The following is a 23142-nucleotide window of genomic DNA, read 5'->3' as shown; positions in this document are numbered from 1 at the left end:
TGCCCAAGGACGGACGAGCCAGCGGCGGTCCGACACTGCTTCCGACTATTTTTTGACCCGAGCTGCGAGGTTCTGCCGCACCGAAATCGGCCCTTTCGGGCGGCCTTACTTCTTCTCGTTCGGATCCCGGTGCACCGGGTCGATCCACAGCACCGTTTCAGGCTTTTCGACCGGCTCGATGTCCAGGTTGATGGCCACCGCCTCGCCGTCGCTGCGCACCAGCACGCATTCCAGCACCTCGTCGGGACTGGCGTTGATCTCCTGGTGCGGCACGTAAGGCGGGACGAAAATGAAATCGCCGGGGCCTGCCTCCGCGGTGAATTGCAGGCTCTCGCCCCAGCGCATCCGCGCCTTGCCCTTCACGACATAGATGACGCTTTCGAGGTGCCCGTGATGATGCGCACCGGTCTTGGCATCCGGCTTGATGCTGACCGTGCCAGCCCACAATTTCTGCGCGCCGACGCGCGCGAAATTGATCGCGGCCGCGCGGTCCATGCCCGCCGTCGAGGGCACGTTGGTGTCGAGTTGGTTGCCGGGAATGACGCGCACGCCGTCATGTTTCCAGCGATCGTCGTGATCGTGGTCATGGTGGGAATGCGAATGATCATGGCCGGTCATGGAGGCTTGCTTTCTGTTGGTTCCGTGTGCGGCAAACTAACCCGAAGCTGCGCCCGCGAGCCATACTAAATTCGGAACCCTCATAGCCGCGGGACGTTGTCATTGCGAACCAGATTGGAAGGAGAGTTTCATGGGTAGCACGACAGACAAGATCAAGGGCAACGCCAACGAGGCCATCGGCAAGGCCAAGCAGGGCATCGGTGAAGCCACCGGTTCCGAGCGCCTGAAGGGCGAAGGCGTGGTCCAGGAAGTGAAGGGCAAGGGCCAGCAGGCCATGGGCGATGCCAAGGACGCCGCGAAGGACGCGATGGACCGCGCCGCGGCGGCCGCAAAGCGCGCGGCGGAGTAACCGGCGCAAGACTGAAAAAGAAGAGACCGGCCGCAAGGCCGGTCTTTTTTTGTCTGTTTTTGTTCGTGTGGTCATTCCGGGACGGCTCGAAGGGCCGAACCCGAAATCTCGAGATTCCGGGCTCGATGCTCAGCAACGCTCCGGAATGACGGTGAGGGTTATTTCACCGCGAGCAATTCCACGTCGAACATCAGCGTTGCGTTCGGCGGAATCACGCCGCCGGCGCCGCGGGCGCCGTAGCCGAGCTGCGGCGGAATGATCAGCGTGCGCTTGCCGCCGACTTTCATGGACGCGACACCCTCGTCCCAGCCGGCGATGACGCGGCCCTTGCCGATGGGAAATTCGAAAGGCTCCTTGCGATCGACGGAGCTATCGAATTTCTTGCCCTTCTGGCCGTTTTCATAGAGCCAGCCGGTATAGTGCATCACGCAAATCTGACCGGCCTGCGGCGAGGCACCGGTGCCGACGGTGGAGTCGATGATCTGCAAGCCTGAAGCTGTGGTCATGGTCTTTCCTGCGGTCTGGGCCGAGGCCGTGGTGGAAACGAAATGCGACACGCCTGCGATCACCGTGATCGCGAGTGCCGACATCAGGGTGAGGAGCGCGCGCTGGAAACGCTGCATGAGGCACCTTCCGTTTGGGGCGGAAGGTGTCTAGCGCAACGCGGGTAGGGTTTCCACCCCTCAGACCTCGATATTTTCCAGCCGGACCGGGAGCTTGCGGATGCGCTGGCCCGTTGCGTGATGGATCGCGTTGCAGATGGCCGCATTGGTGCCGACATTGGCGAGCTCGCCGAGCCCTTTGACGCCCACCGGGTTGATGTGATCGTCCTGCTCGGAGAGCATGATCACTTCGACGCCGGGGACGTCCGCATTCACCGGCACGAGGTAGTCGGCAAGATTGTCGTTGACGTAGCGCGCATTGCGCTCGTCGATTTCCGTGGCCTCCAGCAGCGCCGAAGACATGCCCCAGATCAGGCCGCCCATCAACTGGCTGCGCGCCGTGCGCGGGTTCATGACGCGCCCGCCGGCGAAAGCGCCGACCAGACGGGGGCAGCGGATCTCGTGCGTAAAGCGGTTGATGCGGACCTCCACGAACTCCGCGCCGAACGCATAGGCAATGTGGTCCTTCATCTGGTGGCCACCGACCAACCGGACTTGCCCGCTGTGCATGGCCTTGAACGAATCGAGCGGCGCACCTTCCGGCTTCCACTCGCCATATTCCTCGACCACGCCGACGCCGAGGGCATTGAACGCCTTCTCGATATCGACCGGACGGTCGCTCTTGGCGGCTTGGGCTGTCGGCGCCTGGCTGATGCCAACGGTCTCTTTGGCCTTGTCAGTGAGACTGTCAGGCATCACGGCCTTGAACAGGCGCTGGCGAATCTGGTCGCACACCATCATCACCGCCGAGCAGGTGCTCGCGGTCGAGTTCGATCCGCCGGCAACCGGTGCCGGCGGCAGATCGCTGTCACCCAGGAAGACGGCGACTTTCTCGAGCGGCACGCCGAGCCGCTCGGCCGCGGTCTGCGCGATCACCGTGTAGGCGCCGGTGCCGATCTCGTGGCCGGCGATCTCGACGCGGGTACGGCCGTCACGCTGGAGGCGCACGCGGGCGGCCGCCGGGGCCATCTGGGTCGGGTAGCAGGTGGCGGCACAGCCATAGCCGATCAGCCAGTCGCCGTCCGACATCGATTTCGGTTGCGGCGAGCGCTGTGCCCAGCCGAACGCCTTGGCTGCCTCGTCGAAACAGGCCATCAGCGAGCGCGACGTATAGGGCTTGCCGCCGATCGGCTCGACATTGGTGTCGTTGATGCGGCGAAGCTCGACCGGATCCATGTTCAGTTTCACCGCGAGTTCGTCCATCGCGCTTTCCAGCGCGAACAGATACGGCACCTCCGGCGGCGAGCGCATGAAGCCGGGCGTGTTGCGATCGGCACGCACGATCGACACCAGGCTGGCGACGTTCGGACAGGCATAAAGCCGCGCCGTCGTCTTGGTGCCGCCGACGCAATAGGCGTCGGCACGCGAGGAGACTTCGGCCCCCTCATGCCTCAAGGCAAGCAGCTTGCCGTCCCGGCTCGCGCCGAGCTTGATCTCATGCCGCGTCTCGGCGCGGTACGTCGTGATGGTAAAACCCTGGTCGCGGGTCGGGACCAGCTTGATCGGACGGTTCAGGCGCCTTGCAATGGCGGCGATGATGGCAGTGCGCGGCGTCATCGAGCCGCGCGAGCCGAAACCGCCGCCAACATAGGGATTGACCACGCGCACCCTGTCGGCGTCGATGCCGAGCTGCTCGGCAACGCCGTTCTTCAGGCCGTAGACGAACTGGCTGCCCTCATAGATGACGAGGTTGTCACCCATCCAGACGCAGCTGGTCGAGAACAGCTCCATCGGATTGTGATGCTGCGTCGGCGTCTCGTAGGAGGCGGTCAGCTTGACCTCGGCCGCGTCGAACGCCTTGGCGAAATCGCCGACCTCGGGGTCTTCCTTGAACTGGGCACTCTGCCCCTTCGCAGCCGCCGTGGTTGTCCCGGGCGAGTCGAACGTGGCACTCGGCGCCGTGGCGGTGTAGCTGACCTTGACCCGGTTGGCCGCCTCGCGCGCGGCCTCATAATTTTCCGCGACGACGACGGCGATGATCTGGCCGTCATGGGCGATATCGGCCGACCTCAGCGGCTGGATCGTCGTGCCCGCATAACCGCCATTGCTGAACAGCTTCGACTCCTTCAGCTTCGGGGCGTTCTCGTGGGTGACGATGTCGATCACGCCGCGGACACGCCGGGCGTCATCGAGATCGAAACCGTCGATGCGACCTCTGGCGATCGCACTGGTGACCAGGAATGCATAAGCCGGATTGTCCAGCGGCATGTCGGAGGCGTAAGTCGCCCGCCCCGTGACCTTTGCGGTCGCATCATAGCGCGGCACCGGCTGGCCCATATTCACCTTCGGCTCGGGAGCTGCAGCGGTCATGATCAGATCTCCATCGTTACGGCCTGCTGGAGCGCGCGCGCCACCACGCGCTTGCCGAGCGCGATCTTGAAGCTGTTGTGCCGACGGCCCTTGGCGTCCGCGAAGGCGGCATCCGCGACACGCTGCGCCAGGCCGTCGTCAAACTTCTGCCCCTTCAACACCGCCTCCGCCTCGTGCGCGCGCCAGGGCACGGTGGCGACGCCGCCGAGGGCGATCCGCGCGTCCCTGACCGTGCCGTCCTGGACGTCGAGCGCGACCGCAGCCGACGACAGCGCGAACTCATAGGATTGCCGGTCGCGCGCCTTCAGATACACCGAACGCGGCCAGCGGCCGGAGATGGAGAAGGCCGAGATCAGCTCGCCCGGCCGAAGCGTTGTCTCGATATCGGGCGTATGGCCGGGCGCCTTGTGCAACTCTACGAACGGCATCTTGCGCGTGCCGGATCTGCCCGTGATCTCGACAACGGCATCCAACGCGATCAGCGCCTGGGCAAAGTCGCCGGGATAGGTCGCAATGCAGTGATCGGACACGCCGAGCACCGCATGAATGCGGTTGACGCCGTCCATGGCGGCACAGCCGGAGCCGGGATTGCGCTTGTTGCAATTCTCGTAGGAGATGTCGCGGAAATAGCTGCAACGCGTCCGCTGCATCACATTTCCGCCGAGCGTCGCCATGTTGCGCAGCTGGGCACTCGCGGCGAGTTTGAGGGAGTTGGCAATCACCGGGTAGTGGCGCTGGACCCCGTCATGCGCGGCCACGTCGGACATCTTCGCGAGAGCACCGAGCCGCAGGCCGTCGCTGCCCGGCTCGATTGCCGCCCAGCCATCTGCAAGCGGATTGATGTCGACGATCGCGGCCGGCCGCATCACGTCGAGCTTCATCAAGTCGATCAACGTGGTGCCGCCCGCCAGCGGCTGCGCCGCGGCCTTGGTCAGCGCATCGTTCGTTGCCGCGGCGGCGCTGAGCGCCTGCACGGCCGCGGTCGGGTCTGTTGCCCTTTGATACGAGAAAGGTCGCATGCGACTAGCCCTTCATGATCTCGGGCGCCGCCTGCTTCACTGCGGCGACAATGTTCGGATAGGCGGCGCAGCGGCAGATGTTGCCGCTCATATATTCGCGGATGTCGGCCTCGCTCCCCGCATGCCCCTCCTTGACGCAGGCGACGGCCGACATGATCTGGCCTGGCGTACAGTAGCCGCACTGGAATGCATCGTTGTCCACAAAGGCCTGCTGCATCGGATGCAGGCGGTCGTCGGTGGCAAGGCCCTCGATGGTCGTGATCTCCTGCCCTTCCGCGGCGAGTGCGAGCGTGAGACACGACACCACCCGCCTGTCGTCGATCAGCACGGTGCAGGCGCCGCACTGGCCATGGTCGCAGCCCTTCTTGCTGCCGGTGAGCTTGAGATGTTCGCGCAGTGCGTCGAGCACTGTGGTGCGTGCATCAATGCTCAGGCGCTTGTCCTGGCCGTTGACCCGCAGCGTGACGTCGACGGGAAGCGATGGATCCCGTGCGGCGGGGGCCATGGCCTCCTCCGCGGCCGCGCGCGCCGCAATCGGGACGAGCGCACTGCCGGCCGCGCCAGCCATGAAGGCGCGCCGATCGAATACTGATTGTTTGGAACTTGGTTTGTCGGACATCCACGCCTCCGCCGCTATGCAAAGCAGCGCAGGCCAGCGCCGCTCATCGCCCCTTAACCTGATGCGATGAGCTCCGTTCCGAACGAGAAAGGGCGATGCAGCAATTGCCGCATCGCCCTTCGTCAACTTTTCCTGATCTTGAGCGGGGAACTCGCGCGCTCAGTACCCCAACGCGCAGCCGTCCTTGCGCGGATCGGAACCGCCAGTCAGCGTGCCCTTGTCCCAATCGATCCAGATCGCCTGGGCGCCGCCGAGCGGGCTGACCACGCTGGTCGTCTTGTGACCGAGCTTCTTCAGGCCTTCGACGATCGCGGCCGGCACGTTGTCCTCGAGCTGATATTGGCCCTCGTAGTGCAGGCCGCGCGGCATGTCGATCGCCTCCTGCACGTCGCAGCCATAGTCGAGGATGTTGGTCACGACGCGGGTCTGGCCGACCGGCTGGTACTGTCCGCCCATCACCGCGAACGGCATCACGGAGCGGCCGCCCTTGGTGAGCAGGCTCGGCATGATCGTATGGAGCGGGCGCTTGCCACCGGCGATGCAATTGGGGTGGCCCGGCTGGATGCGGAAGCCCCCGGCGCGGTTCTGGAACAAGACGCCGGTCTTGTTCGAGACGATCGCCGAGCCGAACGAATGCGCGATCGAATTGATGAACGAGCAGACGTTGCGGTCCTTGTCCACGACGGTGATGTAGATGGTCGAGGGATTCATCGGCGGCGCAACGTTCGGCAAATCGAGCATGCCGTCCATGCGGATCTTGGCGATGTGCTCGTCGCAGAACTCCTTGGCGAGGATCTTCGCGACCTCGATCTGCATGTGCTCGGGGTCGGCGACATGCAGCTCGCGATGCATGTAGGCGATGCGCGCGGCTTCCGCCTCGAGATGGAATCGCTCGATGCTGAGCGGCGCGTATTTCGTCAGGTCGAACCGCGACAGGATGTTGAGCATCAGCAGCATGGTGAGGCCGGGTCCGTTCGGCGGGCACTGCCAGACGTCGTAGCCCTTGTACATGGTGCCGATCGGCGACGTCGTCTCGGTGGTGTGCGCGGCGAAATCGTCGAGCGTGTGCAGGCCGCCGATGCCCCTGAGGGTCTCGACCATGTCTTCCGCGACCTCGCCTTTGTAGAAGGCATCGCGGCCGTTTTTGGCGATCGCGCGCAGAGTCTTGCCGAGCTCGGCCTGGCGGATGACGTCGCCGGCCACCGGCGGCTTGCCGTCCGGCAACAAGTAACGCACCGTGTTGGTGCCACCCTTCAGCTTTTCGAACTGGTTCTTCCAGTCGAAGGCGATGCGGGGCGCGACGACATAGCCTTCCTCGGCCGCCTTGATAGCGGGCTGGAGCAACCGGTCGAAACCGAACTTGCCATGATCGCGCAAGACGGTCGCGAAGGCATCGACCACACCGGGGATCGACACCGCATGCGCCGAGGTCAGCGGCACGGAGTTGATCTTGCGTTCGAGATACCAGTCGGCGTTTGCCGCCTTCGGCGCGCGGCCGGAGCCGTTATAGGCGATGATCTTGCCTTCACCCCGCGGCTGGACCAGCGCAAAACAGTCGCCGCCGATGCCGGTCGATTGCGGCTCGATCACGCCGAGCAGGGCCGAGCCGGCGACCGCGGCATCCACCGCCGTGCCGCCCTCGCGCAGCACCTCGATCGCCGCGAGCGAAGCCTGCGGGTGGGAGGTCGCCACCATGGCGCTGGTAGCATGGACCGTTGACCTGCCGGGGAAATGAAAGTTTCTCATCGAATTCTTGCTCTCTTGGCCGTGGATGCGCGCGCCGCACCGTCTTAGGAAAACCGGGTCTTCATGACACATTCCGGCCGGCCGGGGCAATGCTGGCATACCAGGAAATGGCTGCCATCCGCTGGGCGTATAGACCCTCCGGGATCAGCGGCCATGCGGGTTTTCTGAGCGGCAGCCGCCTGCTAAACGAGCCGCCATGTCTGATCCGAATTCGCTCACCAAGGTCGCCGCCTTCTATCAATTCGCCGCCCTCCCGGATTACCGCGAGCTGCGCGAGCCGCTGCGCGCGTTCTGCGCCGGCCTGGGGCTGAAAGGCAGCGTGCTGCTGGCGCAGGAGGGCATCAACGGCACTCTCGCCGGCGCGCCGGAAGCGATCGATGCTCTCTCTCATGAGCTGGCGCACGGCGACATGTTCGGCTGCAGGCTCGACGATCTCGAATTGAAATTCTCGACTGCCGAAGCGATGCCGTTCGGACGGCTCAAGGTGCGGCTGAAGAAGGAGATCGTTACGCTCGGCGATAAGGCTGCCGACCCGACCCGCCAGGTCGGCAGCTACGTCGATGCGAGCGAATGGAACGCGCTGATCTCCGCACCCGACACGCTGCTGCTCGACACCCGCAACGCCTTCGAGGTGGCGATGGGCACCTTCGAAGGCGCCGTCGACCCCGGCATCAGGAGTTTTGGTCAATTCAAGGATTTTGCCGCAGCCGCGCTCGATCCGGCAAAGCACCGCAAGATCGCGATGTTCTGCACCGGCGGCATCCGCTGCGAGAAGGCGAGCGCACATCTGCTCGCGCGCGGCTTTGCCGAGGTCTATCACCTCAAGGGCGGCATCCTCAAATATCTGGAGGAGGTACCGGAAGCGCAGAGCCGCTGGCGCGGCGAATGCTTTGTGTTCGACGAGCGCGTCGCGCTCGGCCACGGTTTGCGCGAGCGGAGCTTGCTCGAACAAGATATGGAGCAAGGCCGTGACGAATGAGATCAAGAGTCTGGGCGAGCGCATCGACACGCTGGAGACGCGGCTCGCCTATCAGGACGATACTATCGAGACGCTGAACCAGACCATCACCGCGCAGTGGAAGCAGATCGATCTGCTGACGCGGAAGATCGCAGAACTCGGCGAGCGGCTGCAGGAGGCCGAGGCGAATGCGCCTGGACCTGCCAACGAGCCTCCGCCGCACTATTGAGCCGTCTTACTGGCCGGATGCCCTGGGCAGCAGGTCCACGACCTCGACGGACATCATCAGGCGGTCGCGCCCTGCGTCCTTGGCGGCGTAGAGCGCCCGGTCGGCAGCTTCGACCAGCGAGGTCACGCCGGCGGTGCGATCCAGCGCGGGCCGGCAGGTCGCACCGCCGATCGAGGCGGTGACGCACCCAGACGCCAGATTGCCGACATGAACGATTCCGGCCTCGTGAATGGCAATGCGGATCCGTTCGCCGATCCGGGCGCAGCCGGCCGCATCGGTGCTCGGCAGCAGCATGGCGAATTCCTCGCCGCCATAGCGCGCCGCCAGATCGCCGGCCCGCTGCGCCTCGGCAGCGATGATCTTTGCGACCAGGCGCAGGCAGGCGTCACCCTCGGGATGGCCGTATTCGTCGTTATAGGACTTGAAGTGATCCACGTCGATCATCAGCAAGGCGAGGCTGGAGCGGTCGCGATAGGCGCGCGCCCATTCCTCCTTCAGCCGCTCGTCGAAGCGGCGGCGATTGGCAAGGCCAGTGAGGCTGTCCTCGATCGCAAGCGTCTCGAGCCTGGTTTCCAGCTTCTTGTGCTCGGTGATGTCACGGGAGATCGCGACCACGCCGTCGACGCGGCCATCGTCCTTGCGCGTCACCCGCATGGTCGATTCGAGCCAGACCTCGCCGTTCTCCCGATGCGAGTTGCGGTAGGTGAGGCGCGCCTCCTCCCTATCGCCACGCTTCATGGCGTCGACCACCGCCTGGACCTCCGGCAGATCCTCCGGATTGATGCCCGCCAGCGCCGGCGTGCCGATCAGTTGGTTGGCGCGCCAGCCGACGACGCGCACGGACGAAGGCGAGACATAGCGCAGCCGCTCGTCGAGCCCGATGCGGGTCACCATGTCGCTGGAGCCTTCCGCGAGCAGGCGGAAATGCGCCTCCTTCTCGGTCAGGGCTGCGGCCATGCGCTGGCCCCGCTGCAACTGCCGCACCAGCACCGCGCCGATGACCGCGATCAGCATCACCAGCGCAAGTACGTAGAGCATGCGGGAGATTGCCGCGGCGCGCCAAGGCGCGAGCAGCTCGGCCTTGTCGACGGTGGCGAGCAGGAGGAGCGGGTAGCGGCTGCTGCGCTTGAAGAAGCTGACACGCTCAGCGCCGTCCAGCGGCGACTTGAAATGATAGGCGCCGCTCGACCGCTGCAGACCGGCGTCGCGGAACAAGAGCTTGTCTGAAACGCTGCGTCCGACGAATGTCTCGTTGCTGGGATTGCGCGCGATCATCAGGCCGTCGCCATGGGTGAGCGACACCGAGCTGTTGAGGCCGATTTCGAACTGCTCATAGAAACGCGAGAGATATTTCGAGCTGATAGTGGCGAGCACGACTCCGCCGAAGCTGCCGTCCGGCTTGTTGAAGCGGCGCGACAGGGTGACGACCCATTCGCCGTCGAGCAAGCTCTTCACGGGGCGGCCGACATGGGCCTCGCGTTTGGGTGAGAGCTGGTGATAGCGGAAGAAGGCATCGTCGGTGAGGGTCGAACCGATCGTGCCGGGCGAGGTCAGCCAGTTGCCCTGGTCGTCAATGATGGCGAGGCCGTGAATGCGCTCGATCGCCTTCTTGCGCACATCCAGCAGGGTGCGCAGCTTCGTGATCGTGGCAGGCCCGGTGCCGTCCATCTCCAGCCGGCTGACGACGCCGACGACGCCGGAATCCAGGAGATCGAGGCTGTCCTCGGCATGCTGGGTGAGCGAGCGGGCGACGTTCGCCATCTCGGTCTCGGCATCCTTGAGCACCGCGTCGCGCGCGGCCCATTCGCGCCAGCCGCTGACGCCCAGGATGGTCACGCAGGTCAGCGCAACGAACGCCGCCGCGCGTAGCGGCAGGCGGCTCCATCCAGCTCGTTGGGTAGCAGCGTTCATGCGACAGAGTTCTCCGATGTTTCGGAACCTCTGCCGCTTCCGTTATTGAACTCTGAAAGTACCGCCGGAATAGGTCGCGATAGGCCGGTTTTCCGTAGTCGTACGGACGCTCGGATCCGCGCATCGCTAACAGCACATTAGTAAGCCGATCGAAATTCCGCGTCGGCTTCGCCTAGCTGAAGATGGCCTTAACCTTGTCCCAGAGCGAGGGATTTTCGGCATCGGCATCGGCCTTCGAGGGCGTCGGCTGGGCGGCGCTCACGGGATCGGACGCTGGGAAGGTGTCTTTCAGCCCGGCGTCGAGCTTGGCGTGGCGGTCGGCAGCAAGTGCTTCGTGCAGATCGTCGGCGTGCTTGTCATGCGGCGCGGGATTGAATGTCTCAGCCATGATGTCCTCCATCGGCGGGTCAACGCGGCCATGTTGCACTGGTTCCCCTGTTCCGCTGGGGGCCTAGGCGGTGTATCAGGAGCCATAACCCTGTTTAGGACCATTCGTGCCCCAATCTGCAAAACAGCCCTTCATCGACGTGCTCTCCGGTCAGCGTCAGAGCATCCCGCCCATGTGGATGATGCGGCAGGCCGGCCGCTATCTGCCGGAATATCGCGAGGTGCGTGCCAAAGCCGGCGGCTTCCTCGATCTCTGCTTCAACCCGGAGCTTGCGGCCGAAGTGACGCTGCAACCGATCCGCAGGTTCGGCTTCGATGCCGCCATCATCTTCTCGGATATTCTGGTAATCCCCCATGCGCTCGGCCGCTCGGTCCGGTTCGAGGTCGGCGAGGGTCCGCGGCTGGACCCGCTGGATGATCCCGCAAAGGTCGCGACGCTGGCACCGCGCGCCGATCTAGGCAAGCTCGCGCCGGTGTTCGAGGCGCTCAAGCTCGTGCGCGCAGCGCTCGCCCCGGAGATCGCGTTGATCGGCTTCTGCGGCGCGCCGTGGACGGTCGCGACGTACATGGTCGCCGGTCAGGGCACGCCCGACCAGGGGCCGGCACGGATGATGGCCTACCGGCATCCGGAGGCGTTCGCGAGAATCATCGACGTACTCGTCGAGAACTCGATCGAGTATCTGCTGGCGCAGCTCGCCGCCGGCGCCAACGCCTTGCAGATCTTCGACACCTGGGCCGGCGTGCTGCCGCCGGTCGAATTCGCGCGATGGTCGGTCGAGCCGACGCGGCGCATCGTGGACGGCGTACGGGCCAGGGTGCCGGATGCGAAGATCATCGGCTTCCCGCGCGGTGCCGGCGCACAGCTGCCAGGTTACGTCGAGGCGACCGGCGTCAACGCCGTCAGCATCGACTGGACGGCGGAGCCGGCCTTCATCCGCGAGCGCGTCCAGAGCAAGGTCGCCGTGCAGGGCAATCTCGATCCGCTGGTGCTGATCACGGGCGGCGCTGCGCTCGACCGCGCGGTCGACAACGTGCTGGCCAATTTCGCGCAAGGGCGCTTCATCTTCAATCTCGGCCACGGCATCCAGCCGGAAACGCCGATCGCCCATGTCGAGCAGATGATCAAGCGCGTGCGGGGCTAAGGGACGAGCCGTTGTGATCGGGTCGCACAAAAACGCGAAAACAACCCCATGCACAGTAGACAAGTCATTGAAGAAGCTGGGCTGGCATGAGGCGGCTCAGACGCGTTTGACGCGTCGGGCAAAACAGGCGCGGTGTTGAGGCTCAGCGCGGCCGGCTGCGCTCGATGATCTCGGCGGCACCCTTGCCCAGCAGATCCAGTCCCACGGCACGACCGAGCTCGCGCGGGCGATTGGCGGGACCGGCGCGCGAGGCCTCGATGATGGTGTTGCCGGAGAGATCGAGCACGGATGCGGTGAGCGACATCTGATCACCCGCGATGGTCGAGAAGCCCGCCACCGGTGAATTGCAGTGGCCGTTCAGCACCCACAAGACCTCGCGCTCGGCATCCGCGCAGGCATGCGCGGCGGGATCGTCGATCGATGCGAGGATCTGCCGCGTCGGCCAGTCCTGCGCTGCGCATTCGACGGCGACGATGCCCTGCCCCGCCGCGGGCAACATCTCCGTCGCGGTGAATTCGCACGCAATACGACCGGCGAGCCCGACGCGGTCGAGGCCCGAGCGCGCCATGATCAGCGCGTCGGCGGGGCCGACGGCGCCGCCATCCGGCAGGCGCTGCTTCTCGCCATTGTCGAGTTTTCGCACGCGCGTGTCGGCCGCGCCGCGGAAGTGGATAATCTCGATCTCGGGAAACAGCCGTCGCGCATAGGCGGCGCGGCGGACGGCATTGGTGCCGATCTTGAACCCCTTGCCCCGGGACTGGCGCAGCGCCTCCAGTGTTACGCCGTCCCGCAGCACCAGCGCATCACTGGCCGGATCGCGCGACAGCGTAGCGCCGATGACGAGGCCCGGCGTATCCTCGTTGCCCGGCATGTCCTTCAGCGAATGCATCGCCGCCTGCAATTCGCCCGACAGCACGGCGGCGCGGATCTGCGCCACGAAGGCGCCGCCCTTGCCACCATGGGGCAACAGCTTGCTGGTCTGGTCGAGATCGCCCGTGGTGTCGAACTTGACGATCTCGACGTCGAGGCCGGGCACGGCGGCGGTCAGGCGGCGCGCGATCTCTTCCGTCTGTGCCAGCGCCATCGCGCTCTTGCGGGTGCCGATCCGAAGTCGAATAGCCAAGCTGTCGTCCTTTCGAGCCGCGAATTAACGCGCATCCTCCAATATCATGTCGGAGGCTTTTTCGGCGATCATGATGATCGGCGCATTGGTGTTCCCGGACACGAGGTCCGGCATGATCGAGCCGTCGACGACGCGCAGGCCTTCGAGACCCCTCACCTTCAACCGCTGATCGACCACCGCGAGCGCGTCGTTGCCCATACGACAGGTCGAGGTCGGATGGTAGATGGTGCTGCCGCGCTCGCGGCAATAATCCAATATCTCGGCATCCGTGGATACCTTCGCGCCAGGGTCGTACTCGCTGACCACGAACGGCTTCAGCGCCGGCGAATTCAGGATCTTGCGCAGGATCTTGATGCCTTCGACGTTGGTGCTGCGGTCGGTCTCGGTCGACATGTAGTTGATGCGGATCTCCGGCGGCACCGTCGGATCGGCGCTCCGGATGCGCAAGGTTCCGCGGCTTTCGGGGCGAAGCTGGCAGACCGAAGCAGTGAAGCCGGAAAAGTCGTGTAGCTTCTCGCCCATCTTGTCGGTCGAGAACGGGAGAAAATGCACCTGGATGTCAGGCGAGGCCAGCCGCGGGCTGGTCTTGAAGAACGCGCCCGCGGTGCCGGCCGCGATGGTCAGCCACCCCTTCCGGAACAGCGCATAGCGCGCGCCAGCCATGGTACGGCGGAGCGGATGGTTGACGGTGTCGTTCAACGTGATCTTCTGCGAGCAGCGCATCACGATACGGACCTGCATGTGGTCCTGAAGGTCGTGACCGACGCCCGGCGCATCCAGCACGACATCAATGCCGTGCTTGCGCAGGAGGTCGCCGGGGCCGACGCCGGAGAGCTGGAGCAGCTGCGGCGAATTGTAGGCTCCGCTCGACAACACGATCTCCTTGCGGGCGCGTACGCGGTGGGTTTGCGCGCCTTGCCGATATTCGACGCCGACGGCACGGCGTCCCTCGAACAGCACGCGCTGGCCGAGCGCACCAGTTTCGATCTTGAGATTGCCGCGGGCCTTTGCCGGACCGAGATAGGCCACCGAGGTCGAGGCGCGGCGGCCGTTGCGCGTCGTCGTCTGGAACAGGCCGACGCCTTCCTGTGTGGCACCGTTGAAATCGGGGTTGTAGGGCAGACCAGTCTCGACCGCAGCGTCGATGAAAGCCCTCGACAGCGGATCGGTCACGACCATGTTGGACACCGGCAGCGGCCCACCCGTGCCATGATATTGATCGGCGCCGCGCGACTGGTTTTCCGCCTTCTTGAAATAGGGCAGCACGTCGTCATAGCCCCAACCGGTGTTGCCGAGCTGGCGCCAGCGGTCATAGTCCTCGTGCTGGCCTCGGACATAAAGCAGACCGTTGATCGAGCTCGAGCCGCCCAGCGTCTTGCCGCGCGGCTGGAACACCTGGCGACCCTTCAGCTCGGGCTCCGGCTCGGTCTGATACATCCAGTTGACGCTCTTCTCCTTGAACAGCTTGCCGTAGCCGAGCGGGACGTGGATCCAGATGTTGGAATCCTTCGGGCCGGCCTCGAGCAGCAGCACGCTGTGCTGGCCGTTCGCCGAGAGCCTGTTGGCGAGCACGCAGCCGGCTGAGCCGGCGCCGACGATGATGTAGTCGAATTCGGGATCGGAGGGTGTGAGGGAGCTTGCGGTCATCTGTTGCTAGTCTTCTTGTTGCTGTGGACGTTTCCGTAGCGTCACTTAGCACAATCATTCCCGCACGCGCAGCGCCTCGACCAGCGACTTGAACGCACGGGCGTATTCCGCGCCCGCCCTTGCGATATCCGCGCGTCCGGCGCAGGCAACCGCGGCTTCCGTCACCGCGCCGAGCAGCAGCCGCGCCAGGGGCTCGACCGGCTGGCGCGCGATCAGGCCGGCCTCCATCGCCACCGCAAGCGCACGCGGCAGCTTGCCGCCGAAATGCCTGGCGTCGATCTCGCGCCAGCGCTCCCAGCCGAGCACGGCCGGGCCGTCGCGCAGGATGATCTGGCCTGTCGGCCCCTTCGCCGTCGCGGCGAAATAATGCTGGGTGCCGGCGACCATCGCGGCGAGCACGTCCTTCTCGGCGCGCGCGGCACCGTCGATTTCCACGACGAGGTCGCGCGAGACCTGGTCGAACACGGCTTCGAACACCGCCTCCTTGTTCCTGAAGTGATGATAGACCGCGCCCTTGGCCATGCGGGCGTCGTCCGCGATCTCGTCCATCGTGGTTGCGGCAAAGCCTTGCGTCCCGAACAGGCGGCGTGCCGCCGTCAGGATCGCTTCCAATGTCGCCGCCCGCCGCTCCGCCTGCTTTGCCATGTGTCTCGTCTAGTCGAATTCGAATCAGGCAGCCAGTTGACTTTTCGACCACCGGTCGGTATTTACCGACCATCAGTCGGTTTTTATCATGAGGTGCGCCATGCCGGGCCGTGACATCGTCGAAGCTTTTGCCAAGCGGCTGGAGACCGGAGATTTCATCGGCGCGATCGAGCAATTCTGCACACCCGACGCTGCGACCTATGAGAACAATGCCGCGCCGACGGTGGGGCGCGACAAGCTCGTCGCCAAGGAGCGCGGCGTGCTTGCGGCGTCGAGGGAGGTCAAGGCGGTCCGCATCGGTCCGAGCCTGATCGAGGGCGACCATGTCGCGACCCGCTGGAAGTTCAGCTTCACCAACGCAGAGGGCGTCACACGAACGTTGGAAGAGATCGCCTGGCAGACCTGGCGCGGCGACAAGCTGATCGAGGAGCGGTTTTATTACGACCCCAAGCAGCTGGGGCGGTGAGTGTCTGGGCCGGGGTGCTTCACTGCGCCCGCCTTGCGATGGCCCGGCTTGACCGCGAAGATGGTGGCGAACATTTCCCGCCCATCACGCATTTGTATCGATTTGTTATCGATACCGTGGTTCGAACACGCAGAAGTGGTCACGGCGAGCGCCGCAGCCGGGGATAATTCATAGTTCGTCAAAGTTTTGCAGCGAATTCTCAGCTTCGCGCCGGACGAACGACCCAAGCTGGTAGGCTCTGGAATGCGGACTCAAACGACCAGTTATCTCGCGCGGCTGCTCGCCGGCGATCTGTCGGCCTTTGGCGGTCCCGCAACCGACGAAGCCGTGGCCGGGCATATCCGCGCCGAGCAGATGTCGCTCGTGCTGGGCTATTCGGTCGGCATCATGCTCGCCAATGCCTGCAACGCTATCGTGCTGGCGATCGCGCTGTGGCAGTCGCCGGACAGGATACCTGCCCTGATCTGGGCGGTCGCCGTGGCCAGCGCCGCGATCGCGTTCGGCCTGCAATCCCGCGCCGCGCGCCGCATCACCAAGCCGCAATTCGTGTCGCGCCGTGCCATGCAGCGGCTGGTGCGCAACGCCTTCGTCCTCGGCGCCGCCTGGGGCATCGTCCCGGTCGCCTTTTTCGCCGATGCCTCGACCGGCGGGCAGCTCGTCATCACCTGCCTGTGCTCGGGCATGCTGGCCGGCGGCGCCCTCGCCTTCGCCACCATCCCGATCGCGGCGATCGCCTTCACGGCGCCCATCTTCCTCGGCATCGCCATTTGCCTCGGCCGGAACGGCGACCTGGCTTTCCTGCTGATCGCCTTTCTCGTCGTGGTCTATGGCAGCGTGCTGCTGCGCGGCGTGTTCGTCAATTCGTTCACGTTTGCGCGTCGCGTGATGCGGCAGATCGAGACGGAGCGGACGGTGCGGCTGGATCCTCTGACCCATCTGCCCAACCGCGTCGCCTTCAACGAAACGCTCGATGCCGCCCTGAGGCGACTGGCCTTGTCCGGCGAGGAGTTCGCGGTGCTCCTGCTCGATCTCGATCGCTTCAAGGAGGTCAACGACAAGTTCGGCCATCCTGCCGGCGACGAATTCCTGGTCCAGGTCGCAAGCCGGCTGCGGCGCTGCACGCGCGCGGCCGAACATGTCGCGCGCATTGGCGGCGACGAGTTCGCACTGGTGATGGCCAATCTGGCGCGCCCCGAGGAAGCGCTCGAGATCGCCGAGCGCTTCGTCGCGGCCTTCGAGAGACCGTTCCAGATCGAGGGCCGCCAGATCGTGGGTGCGACCAGCGTCGGCATCGTGCTGGCACCGCGCGACGGCACGACGCCGCTCGACCTCATGAAGAATGTCGATGCCGCGCTCTACCGCGCCAAGAAGGCGGGACCGGGCATGATCCGCTTCTTCGAGGAAGCCGACGACAGGGTCTCGCGCGATCGCAAGGCGCTGCAATCAGACCTCGCCGGCGCTATCGCGCGAAACGAGCTGTTCCTCGTGTTCCAGCCATTCCTCGATCTCGACGAAAGCCGCATTACCGGCTTCGAGGCGCTGCTGCGCTGGCAACATCCGCAGCGCGGCCTGGTGCCGCCGAGCGAATTCATCCCGATTGCGGAGGAGACCGGGCTGATCCACGAGATCGGTGAATGGGTCATCCGCCGCGCCTGCGCGGCCGTCGCCAGATGGCCCGATGAGATCAGGGTCGCCGTGAACTTCTCCGCGGCGCAGTTTCACAACGCCAGCGTCCTCCAGAGCATCGTGCAGGCGCTCGGCGATGCCAAGATCGCCCCGCACCGGCTCGAGATCGAGATCACGGAATCGATGCTGCTGTCGAAATACGGCGCGGCGGAGTCGGTCCTGAACGCACTGCTGCAGCTCGGCGTCAACGTGGCCCTGGACGATTTCGGAACGGGCTTCTCCTCCCTCACCTATTTGCGCAAGCTGCCGTTCAGCCGCATCAAGATCGACCAGTCCTTCATCCGCGACATGCTGGTGCAGCCCGACTGCGCGGCAATCGTGAAATCGGTGATCGGCCTCGCGCGTGATCTGCGCATCGGCGTGGTGGCCGAAGGAGTCGAGACCGCCGACCAGCTCGAATATCTCGGGCAGATCGGTTGCGACGAAGCGCAGGGCTATCTGATCAGCCGGCCGGTGCTGGCGGACGGCGTGCTGGCGCTGCTGGAAACGAAGAAGTATCGGGCGAACTTCGCGGCGTAGGTGCAACCAAGATTTGACCTGAGCGACGACCGCGGCGGCGTCCATCCCTCCAACGAGCTCTCCGTCAGATCGCATCCGCGCGCAGCAGCGTATCCACGGTGATGGTGCCCCGCGCGCGGGAGACGCAGGCGCAGATCTTCTGGTTGCTCTCTTTCTGATGATCGCTGAAGAAGACGTCGCGATGGTCGATCTCGCCGTCGACCTCGACCACGTCGATGGCGCAGAGGCCGCATTCGCCGCGCTTGCAATCGTACATCACGTCATGGCCGCTGGCGTTGAGCACGTCCAGCATGGAGCGTTCGCGGGGGATTTCGAGCTCGACATCGGAGCCCTTCAGGCGCACGCGAAAGGTCTCGGTCGGCAGCGTGCCGCTGGAGCCGAAGGTCTCGTAGCGCAGATCGGGCAGCGGATGGCCGGCGCCGATCCAGGCATGGCGTGCGGCATCGAGCATCCGCATCGGGCCGCAGAACAGGGCGAGCGCGCCCTTGGGGAGCGAGGCGAACTGCGCGTCGAGATCGAGACGGCGGCCTTCATCACTGACATGAACGACCAGACGATCGCCGAGCATCGCGGCGAGTTCGTTGAGATAGGCGGCCTCGCCGCGCGAGCGCACCGCATAATGCAGCGTGACGTCGGCCCCGCGCCGCGCCAGGGCCTGCGCGGCGCCGAGGATCGGCGTGATGCCGATGCCGCCCGCGATCAGGCAGTAGCTTTCGCGCGTCCAGTCGACGGCAAGCAGCGAGGCGGGCTGCGTGATCTCGAGCCGTGCGCCCGGCTGCAAGGACCACATGTAGCGCGAGCCGCCGCGGGAATCCTCGGCGCGGCGCACCGCGATCTTGAGGCCTTGCGGGGCGGCTTCGCCGACCAGCGAATAGGACCGCGTCTCCGGCAGGCCGCCGATGGTGACGCTGACATTGATGTGGCTGCCGACCGGATAGCCCGTGGCTTCGAACTGATCGGGGCGGATCAGGAATTCACGGATGCCGGGGGCGAGATCGCGGGTCGAGACCAGCGTCGCGGGAATCCAGGTTTCGATGAAGCGCATGGCTATTGCCTCACTCGGTTGCGGTCTTGATCAGCGCGAGCGCCGGCAAGAGGTCGAGATGGGTGCGGTTGCGCAGCGCAAGGCGCAGGTTGCGCACGGCGAGCCGCGCGTGCTCGCGCATGACGGCTTCGGCGCGCGCTCCCTCGCGGTTCTCGATGGCGTCGATGACGACGCGATGGTGCTCCTGCCCGATGATCAGGATCTGCTGCGCCTCGGGCAGCGCGGATTGCGCCATCACGAAGCCGCTTGGAGATGCAAACGGCAGCGCCGAGGCGCGGTCGATCTGGCGGATCAAGGGCGGGCTGCGCGACAATTCGGTGAGCAGCGCATGAAAGCGCGCGTTCAGCGCGACGTAGGACGAGAAGGCCTCGATCGAGATCGGCACCTGGCGCAACAGCTCGTCGATCGCAGCCAGGCACTCCTTCAACGGCTCGAGCTCACGCGCGGAGACGCCCCGCTCGGCGGCAAAACGCGCGGCAAGGCCTTCCAGCGTGCCGCGCAGCTCGATGGAATCGGAGATGTCGCGCTCCGAGAACGCCTTCACCATGAAGCCGCCGGAGGGGATCGCTTCCAGCAGGCCCTCCTCCTCCAGCCGCACCAGCGCCATGCGCACCGGGGTGCGCGAGGCGCCGGTGGTTTCCACGGCCTGGAGCTCGGAGATGCGCTCGCCGGGCCGCAGCGCGCCCGACAGGATCTGGTCGCGCAGCGCGAGCTGCGCCTTCACGGTCTGCGAGACGGAGCGGTCGACCTCACGCTCGGCCATGATCTACTCCGCGGCCTGAAGGTGCTGCGGCGCGCTTTCCTTCGCCACCATCTTGTCGATCAGCTTGCGTGACCACATCGCGCCGGCGTCGATGTTGAGGTTGTAGAAGATGCGATCGGGATTTTCGTCCATGGCGCGCTGCTGCGCTTCGAGGATCAGCTCGTCCTCGTGGAAGATGCCGGAGACTCCCTCGCGGATCTCGCTGGTGATGCGCTGCTCGCCGAGCTGATAGTTGCGGACGAAGGCCCAGAAATAATGGCAGGTCTTCTCGGTCTCGGGCGTGATGGTGTTGAGCACGAAGCCGTTGACGCCCTGTGAGCGGTCGCCCTCGGGCGCGCCGGTGCCTGTCGGCGCCACGCCGACATCGATCGCGATGGTGCATGGCGCTTCGAAGCGGATGATCTGCCAGCGGTCGACGAGCCCGGACTTGCCGAGCTGCTTGGCCCAGAACGGCGGCGGCTCGATGCCGCGCATCCAGCGCGTCACGGTAACGGTCTTCTCGCCATGGGTGACGTCGAACGGAGCTTCGGCGACGGCCTCGTTACCGATCGAGGAGCCGTGCACGAAGGTCTCGTGGGTGAGGTCCATGAGATTGTCGAGCACGAGGCGGTAGTCGCATTTGACGTGGATGGTCTTGCCGTCGCCGGCCCAGGCCGGATCGTGATTCCAGTGCATGTCGGGGACAAGCGCGGGATCGGCCAGCGCGGGATCGCCCATCCAGAGCCAGATGTAGCGGTGACGTTCGACCACGGGATAGGCGCGGACGCAGGCCGACGGATTGATGGTCTCCTGCGAGGGCATGAAGGTGCAGCGGCCCTGCGCGTTGTATTTCAGACCATGATAGCCGCACACGACGGTGTCGCCTTCGAGCCGGCCCTTCGACAGCGGCACCAGCCGATGCCAGCAGGCGTCCTCCAGCGCAGCCACCGAGCCGTCGGCCTTGCGGTACATGACGATGTGCTTGCCGCAAATCGTCCGCGGCAACAGGACCGGCTTCACCTCGGCGTCCCAGGCGGCGGCGTACCAGGCATTCATCGGGAAGGGTTTTGTCATCGATCTCACTCCCACGGGCTTATGTATGCGTTATGTATACAATAGCGGGGTAATGGAATCGTTCAAGACCAAATTGTACGTACTAAGATACCGATAATTAGATTGTTGTATACATAGCTAACCGATGCCGTTCCCGCGAGGCGGGGAATCCAGTACGCCGCGGCGGACATTGGCTTCACACAACCGGAGCCGCAGCGTACTCGACTACCCGCTTTCTCGCGGGTGATGACAGCGGAGGATGCGGCGTACCCTCCTCTCGGCGTCTTACGCCCCGAACACCTTGGCCAGCCCCGCCTTGGCCTCCTCCTGAATCCGCTTCAGGTGCTCGGGGCTGCGGAAACTCTCGGCGTAGATCTTGTAGACGTCCTCCGTGCCGGAGGGCCTGGCGGCGAACCAGCCGAAATCAGTCTCGACCTTGATGCCGCCGAAGGGCTGGCCGTTGCCGGGCGCCTTGCTCAGGGTGGCGCGAACCGGATCGCCGGCGAGCTCCTTCAGGCCGAGCTGCTCGGGCGTGACGGATTTGAGGATGTTCTTCTGCGGCCCGGTCGCGGCGACGTCGATGCGCGCGTAATGGGGCACGCCGAACTCGGCGGTGAGGTCGCCAAACAGCTGGCTGGGATCGCGGCCGGTCTTGGCCATGATCTCGGCGGCGAGCAGGCCGAGGATGACGCCATCCTTGTCGGTCGTCCACACCCCGCTGTCGCGGCGCAGGAACGAGGCCCCTGCACTCTCCTCGCCGCCGAAGCCGAAGCCGCCCGTCAGAAGGCCGTCGACGAACCATTTGAAGCCGACCGGCGTTTCGACCAGCCTGCGGCCGAGCTTCTTGGCGACGCGGTCGATGATCGAGCTCGACACCACGGTCTTGCCGATCGCAGCATCCCTGCTCCAGTTCGGCCGGTGCGCGAACAGATAGGAAATCGCGGTCGCCAGATAATGGTTGGGATTCATCAAGCCGCCGGTGCGCGTCACGATGCCGTGGCGGTCGGCATCGGTGTCGTTGGCGAAAGCGACGTCGAAGCGGTCGCGCATCGCGATCAGGCTCGCCATCGCGTAAGGCGAGGAGCAATCCATGCGGATCTTGCCGTCCCAGTCGACCGTCATGAAGCGGAAGGTCGGATCGATCGCCTCGTTCACCACCGTGGCCTTCAGGCCGTAGCGCTCGATGATCGGATGCCAATAATGCACCGCCGCGCCGCCGAGCGGATCGATGCCGATATTGATGCCGGCGGATTTGACCAGATCGAGATCGACGACTTGGCCGAGATCGGCGACGTAGGGCGTCATGAAGTCGTAGGCGTGGACGTTCGCGGCTTTCTTCGCCTTGTCGTAGTCGACGCGTTTCACGCCCTTGAGGCCGTCGGCCAGATAGGCGTTGGCACGCTTCTCGACGACGCCCGTGACATCCGTGTCGGCGGGTCCGCCATGCGGCGGATTGTATTTGTAGCCGCCGTCTTCCGGCGGATTGTGGGAGGGCGTGATGACGACGCCGTCGGCGAGGCCGGAGGTGCGGCCCTTGTTGTAGGTGAGGATCGCGTGCGAGATCACCGGCGTCGGCGTGTAGCCGCCGTCCTTGTCGACCATGATGTCGATGCCGTTGGCGGCGAAGACTTCGACGGCACTGACCAGCGCCGGCTCGGCCAGCGCATGGGTGTCGATGCCGATGAAGAGCGGACCGGTCAGCCCCTTTTCCTTTCGGTAGTCACAGATCGCCTGCGTGGTCGCGAGAATGTGGCCCTCGTTGAACGTGTTCTTGAACGAGGTGCCGCGATGACCGGAGGTGCCGAACGCCACCCGCTGCGCGGGATCCGTGACATCGGGCTTGCCGGCGAAATAGGCCGTCACCAGCCGCGGAATATTGGTGAGCGTGTCCGGCGAAGCCTGCTTGCCTGCCGCGGGATGAACATCAGCCACTGAAGTACCTCGTCCTGTCGCAAGAAATCGCGGAGCACCATAGCATCGGCCGGGCCCCCGCCAAGGGCACAACTCGCGCGGCGGGGTGGCCGTTCCTTGGGGAGATGACTGCAGCGAAAGTCCGCGCCCAGAGAACGTCATAGCCGCGCAACCGCGAAGCGGTCGTCGCTGGCGGTGCGAGGCATGCGGTGCGTAGCATCGTGGTCGAGCCTCGAAGGGTGATGGTCATGAATCCGAGCCTGCATCATCGATGTTGAGATCTTCAATGATGACATGCACTCGCAGCCTCGCGGCGTGTTTCGCCCGAGCTATGCCTGGTCGCTCCACCCTCTTT

21 protein-coding genes are annotated in these 23142 nt (G+C 65.1%); 6 read left to right on the top strand and 15 right to left on the bottom strand.

Translation table 11 applies throughout. The features are described from left to right. Positions 1–105: 105 nt before the first annotated feature. Entirely contained in the window at positions 106–618 is a 513-nt protein-coding gene (locus ACFDR6_RS33605; protein ID WP_080137629.1) for a cupin domain-containing protein, read from the bottom strand. A gap of 130 nt (positions 619–748) precedes the next feature. Between ACFDR6_RS33605 and ACFDR6_RS33600 the strand changes: the two genes are divergently transcribed. Beyond that, complete coding sequence (locus ACFDR6_RS33600) at positions 749–967, top strand: CsbD family protein (RefSeq protein ID WP_212092114.1); 219 nt, start codon at positions 749–751, stop codon at positions 965–967. A gap of 158 nt (positions 968–1125) precedes the next feature. Here ACFDR6_RS33600 and ACFDR6_RS33595 read toward each other — a convergent pair whose 3' ends face one another. The 5 genes from ACFDR6_RS33595 to ggt all read right to left on the bottom strand — a co-directional run bounded on the left by ACFDR6_RS33595 (position 1126) and on the right by ggt (position 7323). After that, the gene (locus ACFDR6_RS33595) at positions 1126–1590 is read right to left on the bottom strand and encodes an FKBP-type peptidyl-prolyl cis-trans isomerase (RefSeq protein ID WP_212092113.1); all 465 of its coding nucleotides are present in this window, start codon (positions 1588–1590) and stop codon (positions 1126–1128) included. Between the two features lie 60 nt (positions 1591–1650). After that, positions 1651–3939 (bottom strand): xanthine dehydrogenase family protein molybdopterin-binding subunit, encoded by a 2289-nt coding sequence (locus ACFDR6_RS33590; protein ID WP_375860989.1) that lies wholly within the window; start codon positions 3937–3939, stop codon positions 1651–1653. A 2-nt stretch (positions 3940–3941) separates the two neighbouring features. Beyond that, positions 3942–4958 (bottom strand): FAD binding domain-containing protein, encoded by a 1017-nt coding sequence (locus ACFDR6_RS33585; RefSeq protein ID WP_375860988.1) that lies wholly within the window; start codon positions 4956–4958, stop codon positions 3942–3944. Positions 4959–4962: 4 nt separating this feature from the next. Continuing rightward, positions 4963–5526, bottom strand: a complete 564-nt coding sequence (locus tag ACFDR6_RS33580; protein ID WP_375861068.1) for a (2Fe-2S)-binding protein — start codon at positions 5524–5526, stop codon at positions 4963–4965. Between the two features lie 210 nt (positions 5527–5736). Further along, positions 5737–7323: a gamma-glutamyltransferase gene (gene ggt, locus ACFDR6_RS33575; RefSeq protein ID WP_375860987.1), complete on the bottom strand. Its 1587-nt coding sequence runs from the start codon at positions 7321–7323 to the stop codon at positions 5737–5739. A gap of 196 nt (positions 7324–7519) precedes the next feature. Here ggt and trhO point away from each other — a divergent pair, with 196 nt between their 5' ends. Then, positions 7520–8302 (top strand): oxygen-dependent tRNA uridine(34) hydroxylase TrhO, encoded by a 783-nt coding sequence (gene trhO / locus ACFDR6_RS33570; protein ID WP_375860986.1) that lies wholly within the window; start codon positions 7520–7522, stop codon positions 8300–8302. Then, positions 8292–8510, top strand: a complete 219-nt coding sequence (locus tag ACFDR6_RS33565) for a SlyX family protein (protein ID WP_212092107.1) — start codon at positions 8292–8294, stop codon at positions 8508–8510. Before trhO ends, ACFDR6_RS33565 begins: the two co-directional genes overlap by 11 nt. Before the next feature lie 6 nt (positions 8511–8516). Here ACFDR6_RS33565 and ACFDR6_RS33560 read toward each other — a convergent pair whose 3' ends face one another. Together ACFDR6_RS33560 and ACFDR6_RS33555 are read right to left on the bottom strand one after the other, a co-directional pair. Further along, positions 8517–10421 carry a diguanylate cyclase gene (locus ACFDR6_RS33560; protein WP_375860985.1) on the bottom strand — a complete coding sequence of 635 codons (1905 nt, stop codon included), beginning with the start codon at positions 10419–10421 and terminating at the stop codon, positions 8517–8519. Between the two features lie 172 nt (positions 10422–10593). Next, the gene (locus ACFDR6_RS33555) at positions 10594–10809 is read right to left on the bottom strand and encodes a hypothetical protein (protein WP_212092105.1); all 216 of its coding nucleotides are present in this window, start codon (positions 10807–10809) and stop codon (positions 10594–10596) included. A gap of 106 nt (positions 10810–10915) precedes the next feature. Here ACFDR6_RS33555 and hemE point away from each other — a divergent pair, with 106 nt between their 5' ends. Then, positions 10916–11950, top strand: coding sequence for a uroporphyrinogen decarboxylase (hemE, locus tag ACFDR6_RS33550; protein ID WP_375860984.1), 1035 nt, complete (start codon positions 10916–10918; stop codon positions 11948–11950). A gap of 142 nt (positions 11951–12092) precedes the next feature. Here hemE and hemC read toward each other — a convergent pair whose 3' ends face one another. Genes hemC through ACFDR6_RS33535 form a run of 3 tightly spaced genes read right to left on the bottom strand, consistent with a single transcriptional unit; the run spans position 12093 to position 15365 of the window. Then, complete coding sequence (gene hemC / locus ACFDR6_RS33545; RefSeq protein WP_375860983.1) at positions 12093–13073, bottom strand: hydroxymethylbilane synthase; 981 nt, start codon at positions 13071–13073, stop codon at positions 12093–12095. Between the two features lie 24 nt (positions 13074–13097). Next, positions 13098–14720, bottom strand: coding sequence for a GMC family oxidoreductase (locus ACFDR6_RS33540; protein ID WP_375860982.1), 1623 nt, complete (start codon positions 14718–14720; stop codon positions 13098–13100). Between the two features lie 54 nt (positions 14721–14774). Further along, the gene (locus tag ACFDR6_RS33535) at positions 14775–15365 is read right to left on the bottom strand and encodes a TetR/AcrR family transcriptional regulator (protein WP_375860981.1); all 591 of its coding nucleotides are present in this window, start codon (positions 15363–15365) and stop codon (positions 14775–14777) included. Between the two features lie 100 nt (positions 15366–15465). Between ACFDR6_RS33535 and ACFDR6_RS33530 the strand changes: the two genes are divergently transcribed. Together ACFDR6_RS33530 and ACFDR6_RS33525 are read left to right on the top strand one after the other, a co-directional pair. Continuing rightward, entirely contained in the window at positions 15466–15831 is a 366-nt protein-coding gene (locus tag ACFDR6_RS33530) for a nuclear transport factor 2 family protein (protein ID WP_317242756.1), read from the top strand. Between the two features lie 243 nt (positions 15832–16074). Further along, positions 16075–18036 carry a putative bifunctional diguanylate cyclase/phosphodiesterase gene (locus ACFDR6_RS33525; RefSeq protein ID WP_375860980.1) on the top strand — a complete coding sequence of 654 codons (1962 nt, stop codon included), beginning with the start codon at positions 16075–16077 and terminating at the stop codon, positions 18034–18036. Between the two features lie 64 nt (positions 18037–18100). Here ACFDR6_RS33525 and ACFDR6_RS33520 read toward each other — a convergent pair whose 3' ends face one another. From ACFDR6_RS33520 to pgm, 4 genes are all read right to left on the bottom strand, one after another. Beyond that, a complete protein-coding gene (locus tag ACFDR6_RS33520; RefSeq protein ID WP_375860979.1) occupies positions 18101–19081 on the bottom strand; it encodes a PDR/VanB family oxidoreductase in 981 nt (326 codons plus the stop codon). A gap of 10 nt (positions 19082–19091) precedes the next feature. After that, positions 19092–19844 carry a GntR family transcriptional regulator gene (locus ACFDR6_RS33515; protein WP_212092097.1) on the bottom strand — a complete coding sequence of 251 codons (753 nt, stop codon included), beginning with the start codon at positions 19842–19844 and terminating at the stop codon, positions 19092–19094. A gap of 3 nt (positions 19845–19847) precedes the next feature. Beyond that, entirely contained in the window at positions 19848–20897 is a 1050-nt protein-coding gene (locus ACFDR6_RS33510) for an aromatic ring-hydroxylating dioxygenase subunit alpha (RefSeq protein ID WP_212092096.1), read from the bottom strand. A 264-nt stretch (positions 20898–21161) separates the two neighbouring features. Then, positions 21162–22808 (bottom strand): phosphoglucomutase (alpha-D-glucose-1,6-bisphosphate-dependent), encoded by a 1647-nt coding sequence (gene pgm, locus ACFDR6_RS33505; RefSeq protein WP_375860978.1) that lies wholly within the window; start codon positions 22806–22808, stop codon positions 21162–21164. Positions 22809–23142: the final 334 nt, after the last annotated feature.

It is taken from the genome of Bradyrhizobium tunisiense, from assembly GCF_042263385.1.
Classification (GTDB): domain Bacteria; phylum Pseudomonadota; class Alphaproteobacteria; order Rhizobiales; family Xanthobacteraceae; genus Bradyrhizobium; species Bradyrhizobium tunisiense.
The sequence above is the reverse complement of the archived record's forward strand: the minus strand, read 5'-3'. Positions and strand labels throughout refer to the sequence as shown.